The organism is Pseudomonas gessardii (genome assembly GCF_001983165.1).
GTDB classification, from domain to species: domain Bacteria; phylum Pseudomonadota; class Gammaproteobacteria; order Pseudomonadales; family Pseudomonadaceae; genus Aquipseudomonas; species Aquipseudomonas gessardii.
This window is the reverse complement of record NZ_MNPU01000084.1, coordinates 1-10,212: the sequence shown is the minus strand read 5'-3', so window position 1 is coordinate 10,212 and position 10,212 is coordinate 1. Positions and strand designations below refer to the sequence as shown.

Genomic DNA, 10,212 nt, shown 5'->3' with positions numbered 1-10,212 from the left:
CCCAGGCGTCGTCCGCTTCGCTGTCCACGCGAAACACCTGGTAGTCCACCGCCACGATATGCCCACGGTCATAGCGCAACAGCAGGGCGCGACCGGCACCGTTATCCAGGCGCAGAATCCGCCCCAAGCCGTCGCGGGAAATACGCAGGCGGTTGTCATACGCGTCGCTGATGGCCGTCAGCACACCGTCGTGAAAGTGGTAGAACCGTGCCCCTTGAGCCAGCACCAGTTCATCCGACGCCGCCCCCAGATAAATCGCCGCCTCGGCCAGGCTATTGCTGATGGCCGGGCGGGCCGTGGAGGGCAGGGGAAAGGTGGTGCTGCGGTTCTCATGATCGGTCCACACCACCGAGCCGCCGACCACACACAGGCGCTGGGCCAAGGCGTGGCTCCAGCCAAAGCCCAGGCCGCAATCCACCTCCACGGCGCTGGTGCGATACAGGCGCGTCCAGGCAAATGGCAGTACGCCGTCCAGTTCGCCATCGGTCAGGGTCAGCAGTTCCTCGCCGGTGACCATGGACACCGGGCAGCCGTGGGTCGCGGTGTTGTCGGCGCTGGCGCTGGCCTGGCCGTTGGGGTTTTTCGCGGAGGAGGGCGCGTCGTCCACGGCCTCTACCTGCTTGAGCGTGGTATTGCGCCGCGCCCCCCAGTGCATCCGCAGGCCACCCTTTTTCAAGCCGCCGACAACGCCGCGCACGGCCACCGCCTTGTAGCGCTCCACCGCCCCCATAAAGCGCTTGAGGATGTCGAATACGCTTTTGACGAAGCCCACCGCCAGCTCAACCACCTGCGCCCCATACTTGGCCAGGCGCAGCCCCAGATACGCGATCCCGGCGCCTTGCAGGGCAATGGTCAGTACCAGCGCAATCAGCAAATCAATCAGCAACGACACGGCAAACCCGGCAAGCACCTCGGCGGTTTTCCCTGCGACCTGGCTGGGCGGCAACGCCGACAGCCAGATCATCGCCGTGCGCAACATCAGGTACAGCGCGGCCTCGTCGCTGGCCAGCAACATCGCCTGTTCCATCACCTGCGGCGCCTCACGCGCCAGGGCTGCCAGCTCGGCGGCCTGGGTGCCTAGGCGCTCGATATGCTTGGCCGGGTCCTTGAGGATGTCCTGCACCAGCGACAGGCTGTCCCATACCTCGGAAATGGCTGACCAGGTGCCGGCCAATATCCCACTGCCAATGGCACTTGACGCCGACGCCTGCCAGTGCGGTTTGAACCCCCTCCACTCCTTGCGCAGCCAGGCTTGTAGTTCGGCGGTCAAACCGTCGTAGGAAGTAAACAGCGCCTCCACCTGCGCCGCTGTAACTCCGCCTTGCACGCGCACCTGATAGCGCCCACCGGCCGTGCAGTGATGGGTGCCCTTGCCCTGTGCATCCAGTTGGATCTGCGTGGAACTGCCGTCATCCAGGCCAATCACCTGCACCTGGAGGTTGCCCAGGGGCACGTCATACACCGACTCGAATTGGCTCTCGATCCTCAGCTCGCCGCCTGCCGGGCACACGGCAACACTGGGGGCAAAGTCGGTGTCGGTCATACTCACCGACACCTGGGAGTCACCAACCCGCAGCACCCGCTCCAGGCCCAGCAGCGATGGCAAATCCGTGGCATGACTGGCCTTGTCCAGGGCCTGCGCGTACCAACTTGTTACCTGCTGGCGGTATACCGTCAGGCTCTGGTGAAAGCCATCGAGCTCGTATTCGATCCGCTCGATGGGCGATGAATCAGGGGCAGGGGCTGGCATCCATGACGTCTCTGCAAAAGAAAGGCGTCGGAGAATGCCGCAGGAAAAGGGCGGTTGGAGGTGTGGTCTGTTAAATCAGAATGGGCTTACGCACAGGGAAAAATTTCCCGGTTGGACTTCCGTTTAAGGCCACCTCAATTGGCGACCGGTCCTAAAGGCAAATGCAAGATTTACGGCTATGGAGCGGCACGTAATCGCTTGTACAACGTATTACGGCTAACCCCCAGCTCCCGCGCCAGGTGGGAGATATTGCCGCCGACCGCCGCCAACCGTTGCTTAAGGCCTTGGATATCCTCCAGATCGCCCATCACCACCGGCGCACTGGGTACGGCTTGCCCCAGATCGACAAAAAAGTCATCCGGCAGGTGCTCGGGGCGGATCGGTTGGTCTTCGGCCATGGCCAGCGCCACCTGCATCACGCTACTGACCTGGCGCAGGTTGCCCGGCCAGGGGTGTTGCTCGAATAACGCCAGCACTTCAGCACTGAGTCCCGCCCATTGCGTGGGTTCGCGGTGCTGTTGCCACAGTTGTTTGAACAGCGCCTGCTTGTCACTGCGTTCGCGCAGGGGCGGCAGCTCCAGGGTTAGGCCGCCGATGCGGTAGTACAAATCCTCACGAAAGCGTCCGATCTGCACCTGTTCGCGCAGCGAGCGGTTGGTGGCCGAGATAATCCGCAGGTCCACCGGGAACAATTCGCTGCTACCCACCGGTTGCACGCAACGCTCTTGCAGTACCCGCAGCAGCCGGGCCTGAGTAGGCAGGGGCATGTCACCGATTTCATCGAGAAACAGCGTGCCTTTGTCCGCCTTGCGGATCAGGCCGATGCTGCCTTTTTGATTGGCACCGGTAAATGCGCCTTTTTCGTAGCCAAACAACTCCGATTCCACCAGCTCCGCCGGAATCGCCGCACAGTTGACGGCGATAAATGCTTGCTGGCTGCGGGAACTGGCCTGGTGCAGGGCTTTGACGAAGACTTCCTTGCCCACCCCGGTTTCGCCGTGGATCAGTAGCGGGATGTCTTTTTCCAGCAGGCGTTCGGCCTGGCGCACAGCCTTTTCCACGCGGCTGTCGCCAAAATGCAGAGTCTTGAGGCCGAGAGGCGCGGGGGGCGGCTCGCTAAAGACCCTGGCCTGCACCGGCACCTGCTTGGGGCGTTTGAGCAGGCACTGGAAACGGTTGCACCCGGCGGCTTGTAGGGCGAAGGGTAGGCCTTCGGGCTGGTTGAGCAGCTCCAGCAGCGAGACCTTGAACAGGCTGTCGATCATTACCCGCGACAGGCTGATGCCCAGCAGGTTGTCGGCGCGGCGGTTGGCCGACAGCACCTGGCCGCTTTCATCGAAGATCAGCAGGCCAGCCCATTGGCTGTCGAGGTTGTTCAGGCCGGTATTGAAGGTCAGTTGGAAGTGTTCGCCGCCAAACAGGTTGAGGATCAGCCGGTTTTCCACGGTCTGGCTCATCATCTTGACCATGCCCAGGGTGTGGGAGGGCGGTAGGTAGCTGTCGCTGGACACATCCAGCACCGCAATGATTTCGCGCTTGGCATCAAAGATCGGCGCGGCCGAACCGGTCATGAAACGGTTGGCCTTGAGGAAGTGCTCGTCATGCTCGATATGCACCGCCTGGGCGCAGGCCAGCGCGGTGCCGATGGCGTTGGTGCCGGTGGCGCGCTCCATCCAGCTGGCCCCGGCGCTGAAGCCCCGGGCGAGCTTGGGTTCGATAAAGCGCTGGGTGCCCCAGGACGTCAGGACCTGGCCCTGGTTGTCGGCCAGCATGATCAGGCAGTTGGAATTACTGAGGATGTTCTCGTAATAGGGCAGCACTTCCTGGTGGGTGGTCTGGACCAGTGCATGCTGGCTCTCCAACAGTTGGCTGATGCCCTCGGCGGGCAGTTGGTCGAAACTGGGGGTGCTTTGGTGATCCAGGCCAAAGGCACGGCAGCGGCGCCAGGAGTCCTGGATGATGGTGTCGTGGGGCAAAAGCGGGGCTGCTGCGGCCATGGTGGTGACCTTCTTTTTATTGTTGTTATGAACCGTGCACCGCTCACCTTGTGGGAGCTGGCTTGCCTGCGATGGCGTCCGTGAGATCGCTATCGCAGGCAAGCCAGCTCCCACAGGTTGAACGGTTTTACTGGGCTTACTCAGTGTTGTTCAGAACTGTTCATTGTCAACCCGGCGGTTGTTCAATTGTTCAGTTGTGAATGTTCATTTCTGTTCAGCACCGAGCAGCAGTTCTGCCTAAGCCTTTGGTAAATAAATATTTTTTGTTATTGGCACGAAACTCGCTCTGCCCCTGGAAGAACAATTCCAATAAGAAAAAGGGCGTGTCATGTCATTGACCCTGGAACATGTGACCCGCGTTGTCGAAGGCCAGACCTGGATCGATGACGCCAACCTGCGCTTTGAAGCCGGTTCCTTCAATGTCCTGCTAGGGCGCACGTTGTCCGGCAAGACCAGTCTGATGCGCCTGATGGCCGGCCTGGACAAGCCGGACCACGGGCGCATCCTGATGAACGGCGTCGACGTTACCCACAAGCCGGTGCGCTTGCGCAATGTGTCGATGGTGTACCAGCAGTTCATCAACTACCCGACCATGACCGTGTTCGAGAATATCGCCTCGCCGCTGCGCCAGGCTGGGGCCTCCAACGAACTGATCCACAGCAAGGTGCTGGAAACCGCGCAGATGTTGCGCATCGACAAGTTCCTGCAACGTCATCCCCTGGAGCTGTCCGGTGGCCAGCAGCAACGCACGGCCATGGCCCGGGCGCTGGTCAAGGATGCCGAGCTGATTCTGTTCGACGAACCCCTGGTCAACCTGGACTACAAACTGCGCGAAGAGCTGCGTCAGGAAATGCGCGAGCTGTTCAAGGCCCGCAACACCATTGCCATCTACGCCACCACCGAGCCTAACGAGGCCCTGGCGCTGGGCGGCACTACGACCATCCTCCACGAAGGCCGGGTGATCCAGAGCGGCAGGGCCGCCGAGGTCTATCACCAACCGCAGACGGTATTGGCGGCCGAGCTGTTTTCCGAGCCGCCGATCAACCTGATGCCGGGGCGCATCAGCGGCAATGAAGTGAGCTTCGCCAATGATGTGCACTTCCCGTTGAACGTGGACCTGCGGCCGATTGGCGAGGGCGAGTTCCGCTTTGGCGTGCGTCCCAGCCATATCAGCCTGGTGCCCAGCAACGACGATGACCTGGAACTGGCAGTGACCGTGGAAGTGGCGGAGATCAGCGGCTCGGAAACCTTTCTGCATGTGCGCAGCGAGCATTTTCTGCTGGTGTTGCACTTGCCTGGGGTACACGAATACGACGTGGATGCGCCGATCAGGATCTACATACCAACCCATAAACTGTTTGTGTTCGATGGCCAGGGCCGTTTGCTCCAGGCCCCCGGGCGCCGTGTCGCGAGGGTTGCCTGATGGCCGAGATCCATTTGCAGAACCTGGCGCATAGCTACAGCCCTACACCTGTGGGGCCCGAAGACTACGCCATTCGCGAAATGAACCACATCTGGGAGCAGGGCGGCGCCTACGCCTTGCTCGGTCCCTCGGGCTGCGGCAAGTCGACCTTGCTCAACATCATCTCCGGCCTGCTTAGCCCTTCGGAAGGCCAGGTGCTGTTCGACAGCAAGGTGGTGAATGACCTGACCCCGGAAAAACGCAATATCGCCCAGGTGTTCCAGTTCCCGGTGGTCTACGACACCATGAGCGTGTTCGATAACCTGGCATTCCCCCTGCGCAACCAGGGCATGGCCGAGGCGAAAGTGCACAGCAAGGTGCAGGAAATTGCCGAGGTGCTCGACCTGCAGAACCTGCTGGGCAAAAAAGCCCGCAACCTCAGCGCCGATGAAAAGCAAAAGGTCTCGATGGGCCGTGGGCTGGTACGCGATGACGTATCGGCGATCCTGTTCGACGAGCCGCTGACGGTGATCGACCCGCACCTGAAGTGGAAACTGCGGCGCAAGCTCAAGCAAATCCACGAGCAGTTCAATATCACCATGGTCTACGTCACCCACGATCAGTTGGAGGCCTCGACCTTTGCCGACAAGATCGCGGTGATGTACGGCGGGCAGATTGTGCAGTTCGGTACGCCACGGGAGTTGTTCGAGCGTCCCAGCCATACCTTTGTCGGCTATTTCATCGGCAGCCCTGGGATGAATCTGATTGAGGTGCAGGCCGATGCCGGTGGGGTGCGGTTTGCCGGGACACATCTGGCGTTGTCCGAGGTGCAGCAACGGCAGATCGCGGAAAAGAACTACAAGAAACTCCAGGTCGGTATTCGTCCCGAGTTTATTCATGTGTGGGACGAGTCCACTCCTGACGCGTTGCAGGCCGACGTCATACATATCGAAGACCTCGGCACCTACAAGATCCTGACCCTCAACCTCGACGGCGCGCCGTTGAAAGTACGCCTGGCCGAAGACAAACCAGTGCCCGAAGGCCGGGTGTCGATCAGCTTTCCGGCGCAATGGCTGATGGTGTATGCCGACGATTACCTGCTGGAGGCGCGGCCATGAACAAGGTGCAGAACAACAAGGCCTGGTGGCTGGTGCTGCCGGTGTTCCTGCTGGTGGCGTTCAGCGCGGTGATCCCGATGATGACCGTGGTCAATTACTCGGTGCAGGACATTTTCGACCAGTCCAGCCGCTATTTCGTCGGGGCCGACTGGTACAAGCAGGTGTTGCTGGACCCGCGCCTGCATGACTCGCTGTTGCGCCAGTTCATCTATTCCGCGTGTGTGTTGCTGATCGAGATCCCGCTGGGCATTGCCATTGCCTTGACCATGCCCACCAAGGGGCGCTGGTCGTCCCTGGTGCTGATTGTGATGGCCATCCCGCTGCTGATCCCGTGGAACGTGGTCGGCACCATCTGGCAGATCTTCGGCCGTGCCGATATCGGCCTGTTGGGCTCGAGCCTGAATGCCATGGGCATCAACTACAACTATGCCGCCAACACCATGGACGCCTGGGTCACGGTGCTGGTGATGGACGTGTGGCACTGGACCTCCCTGGTGGCGCTGCTGTGCTACTCGGGGCTGCGGGCCATACCGGATGTGTACTACCAGGCCGCGCGGATTGATCGTGCGTCGGCCTGGGCAGTATTCCGACATATCCAGTTGCCGAAGATGAAGAGCGTGCTGCTGATCGCGGTGATGCTGCGCTTCATGGACAGTTTCATGATCTATACCGAGCCTTTTGTCCTGACCGGCGGTGGGCCGGGGAATGCGACGACCTTTCTCAGTCAGACCCTGACCCAGATGGCTGTCGGTCAATTCGACCTGGGCCCGGCGGCGGCGTTTTCCCTGGTGTATTTCCTGATCATCCTGTTGGTGTCCTGGCTGTTCTACACCGCCATGACCCACTCCGACGCCAACCGCTGAGGCCGCCAACATGAGCAAGCGCAAGGTCATTCCGCTGTTGATCTACATCCTGTTCCTGCTGGTGCCGATCTACTGGCTGCTGAACATGTCCTTCAAGAGCAACACCGAAATCCTCGGCGGCCTGACGCTGTTTCCGCAGGAGTTCACCCTGGCCAACTACAAGGTGATCTTCACCGACCCCAGTTGGTACACCGGCTATCTCAACTCACTGTATTACGTGAGCCTGAACACCGTGATTTCCCTGACGGTGGCGCTGCCAGCGGCCTACGCGTTTTCGCGCTATCGCTTCCTGGGCGACAAGCACCTGTTCTTCTGGTTGCTGACCAACCGCATGGCGCCGCCGGCGGTGTTCCTATTGCCGTTTTTCCAGTTGTATTCGTCCATTGGCCTGTTCGATACGCATATCGCCGTGGCCCTAGCCCACTGCCTGTTCAACGTGCCGCTGGCGGTGTGGATCCTGGAAGGCTTTATGTCGGGGGTGCCCAAGGAGATCGACGAAACGGCCTACATCGACGGCTATAGCTTTCCGAAGTTTTTCGTGAAGATCTTTATCCCGCTGATTGGCTCGGGGATTGGTGTCACCGCGTTTTTCTGCTTTATGTTTTCCTGGGTCGAACTGCTGCTGGCGCGCACCCTGACGTCCGTCAATGCCAAGCCGATTGCTGCCGTGATGACCCGCACCGTGTCAGCGTCCGGGATTGACTGGGGGGTGCTGGCGGCCGCCGGGGTGCTGACCATCCTGCCGGGCATGTTGGTGATCTGGTTTGTTCGCAACCATGTGGCCAAGGGCTTTGCCCTGGGCCGGGTCTGAGGAAACGATGATGGAATGGATGGCCTGGACCACCCCGACTGCCCTGTTCTTTGTGGCGATTGCCCTGTTGCTGGCGGGCATGACCACGTGGGAACTGCGCTCGCCGAGCATTCCCCGGCGCGGCTTGTTACCGATCAGCACCACCCGTGGTGATCGCTTGTTTATCGGTCTTCTCGGGAGCGCCTACCTGCATCTGCTGGTGATTGGCGTAACCGGCTGGAGCATCTGGGTGGCGTCCGCGCTGTCTGTGGTGTGGCTGTTGTCTGTGATGCGTTGGGGCTGATGCGATGGCCTGTTCCCTTGTAGGAGCGAGGCGGGGCATCTGTCGGACCCGTTTGAAATCAACCAGGAGGTCTCTATGTTCGATAAAAACAATAAGCTGCGACATAGCATTTCATTGGCCGCTGCCTTGGCACTCAGTGGCCTGAGTGCTGCGGCCTGGGCCGATGCCTATGAAGATGCCGCGAAAAAATGGATCGGCAGCGAGTTCAAACCGTCCACCCTCAGCGACGCCCAGCAACTCGAAGAGTTGAAGTGGTTTATCAAGGCCGCCGAGCCGTTTCGTGGGATGAAGATCAATGTGGTGTCGGAAACCCTCACCACCCACGAGTACGAATCCAAGGTGCTGGCCAAGGCCTTCAGTGAAATCACCGGGATCAAGCTGACCCACGACCTGCTGCAGGAAGGCGACGTGGTGGAGAAGCTGCAGACCCAGATGCAGTCGGACAAGAATATCTATGACGGCTGGGTCAACGATTCCGACTTGATCGGTACGCACTTTCGCTATGGCAAGACCGAATCCATTACCGACCTGATGGCCAATGAAGGCAAGGACTTCACCTCGCCGACCCTGGACCTCAAGGACTTTATTGGCATCTCCTTTACCACCGCGCCGGACGGCAAGATCTATCAGTTGCCCGACCAGCAATTCGCCAACCTGTACTGGTTCCGTGCCGACTGGTTCGAGCGGGCCGATCTGAAGGCCAAGTTCAAGGAAAAGTACGGCTATGAGCTGGGCGTGCCGGTGAACTGGTCGGCCTATGAGGATATCGCCAAGTTCTTCAGCGAAGACGTCAAGGAAATCGACGGCAAGCGCGTGTATGGCCATATGGACTATGGCAAGAAGGATCCGTCCCTGGGCTGGCGCTTTACCGATGCCTGGTTCTCCATGGCCGGTGGCGGCGATAAGGGCCTGCCCAACGGCTTGCCAGTGGACGAGTGGGGGATCCGGGTCGAGGACTGCCACCCGGTGGGTTCCAGCGTGACCCGTGGCGGCGATACCAACGGCCCGGCCGCAGTGTTTGCCACGCAGAAGTATGTCGACTGGATGCGTGCCTATGCGCCACCGGAAGCGGCGGGCATGACCTTCTCCGAGTCCGGGCCGGTGCCGTCCCAGGGTAATATCGCGCAGCAGATTTTCTGGTACACCGCCTTTACCGCCGATATGACCAAGCCGGGCTTGCCGGTGATGAACGCCGATGGCACGCCGAAATGGCGCATGGCCCCGTCACCACGCGGTCCGTATTGGGAGGAGGGTATGAAGCTGGGGTATCAGGACGTGGGCTCCTGGACCTTCCTCAAATCCACGCCAGAGAAACAGAAACTGGCGGCCTGGCTCTATGCGCAGTTCGTCACCTCGAAAACCGTGTCCTTGAAAAAAACCATTGTCGGCCTGACGCCGATCCGCGAATCGGACATCAACTCCCAGGCCATGACCGACCTGGCACCGAAACTTGGCGGCCTGGTGGAGTTCTATCGCAGCCCGGCGCGGGTGCAATGGACGCCGACCGGCACCAACGTGCCGGACTATCCACGCCTGGCCCAATTGTGGTGGAGCCATATCTCGGAAGCCGCCAGTGGCGAGAAAACCCCACAACAGGCGCTGGATGGCCTGGCCAAGGACCAGGACGCGATCATGACGCGCCTGGAGCGCTCCAAGGTGCAACCGATCTGCGGGCCGAAGATGAACCCCGAGCGCGATGCCCAATACTGGTTCGACCAGCCGGGTGCGCCCAAGCCGAAATTGGCGAACGAGAAGCCCAAGGGTGAAACCGTGAACTATGCGGACTTGCTCAAGTCGTGGGAGGCGGCGCGTAAGTGAGGGAGGGCGGATAGCACAACGGCACCGTGAGGTGCCGTTTTTGTTGGTGCGCCAGGCATGGCGCGTTGCGCGCAAGCGCAACCAGCTTGGCTGTGGTGGCCACGCTGGTGACTGGGAGGTGAAAGTCCTCTACACACCCGGCAAGGGGAAGTGTTAGCCAGAGGCAAGGG

The 10,212-nt window shown here is 60.6% G+C and carries 8 protein-coding genes; 6 read left to right on the top strand and 2 right to left on the bottom strand.

The window, feature by feature from the left end; genetic code table 11:
• On the bottom strand, positions 1-1,750 hold a 1,750-nt coding region (locus tag BLL38_RS29045), incomplete at its 3' end, for a DUF6531 domain-containing protein (RefSeq protein ID WP_242627652.1).
• 176 nt (positions 1,751-1,926) lie between these two features.
• Positions 1,927-3,747, bottom strand: a complete 1,821-nt coding sequence (locus tag BLL38_RS29040; RefSeq protein WP_076965282.1) for a sigma-54-dependent Fis family transcriptional regulator — start codon at positions 3,745-3,747, stop codon at positions 1,927-1,929.
• Positions 3,748-4,075: 328 nt separating this feature from the next.
• On the opposite strand from BLL38_RS29040, the gene BLL38_RS29035 reads away from it, so the two are divergent.
• From BLL38_RS29035 to BLL38_RS29010, 6 genes are all read left to right on the top strand, one after another.
• Positions 4,076-5,170, top strand: coding sequence for an ABC transporter ATP-binding protein (locus BLL38_RS29035; protein WP_076965281.1), 1,095 nt, complete (start codon positions 4,076-4,078; stop codon positions 5,168-5,170).
• Positions 5,170-6,267: an ABC transporter ATP-binding protein gene (locus BLL38_RS29030; RefSeq protein WP_076965280.1), complete on the top strand. Its 1,098-nt coding sequence runs from the start codon at positions 5,170-5,172 to the stop codon at positions 6,265-6,267. The genes BLL38_RS29035 and BLL38_RS29030 overlap by 1 nt, the downstream gene beginning before the upstream one ends.
• On the top strand, positions 6,264-7,130 hold the full coding sequence (locus BLL38_RS29025) for a carbohydrate ABC transporter permease (RefSeq protein WP_029293322.1): 867 nt from the start codon (positions 6,264-6,266) through the stop codon (positions 7,128-7,130). Before BLL38_RS29030 ends, BLL38_RS29025 begins: the two co-directional genes overlap by 4 nt.
• A gap of 10 nt (positions 7,131-7,140) precedes the next feature.
• On the top strand, positions 7,141-7,941 hold the full coding sequence (locus BLL38_RS29020) for a carbohydrate ABC transporter permease (RefSeq protein WP_076965279.1): 801 nt from the start codon (positions 7,141-7,143) through the stop codon (positions 7,939-7,941).
• Between the two features lie 10 nt (positions 7,942-7,951).
• Positions 7,952-8,224: a DUF2160 domain-containing protein gene (locus BLL38_RS29015; RefSeq protein ID WP_076965278.1), complete on the top strand. Its 273-nt coding sequence runs from the start codon at positions 7,952-7,954 to the stop codon at positions 8,222-8,224.
• 75 nt (positions 8,225-8,299) lie between these two features.
• Positions 8,300-10,042, top strand: coding sequence for an ABC transporter substrate-binding protein (locus tag BLL38_RS29010; protein WP_076965277.1), 1,743 nt, complete (start codon positions 8,300-8,302; stop codon positions 10,040-10,042).
• Positions 10,043-10,212: the final 170 nt, after the last annotated feature.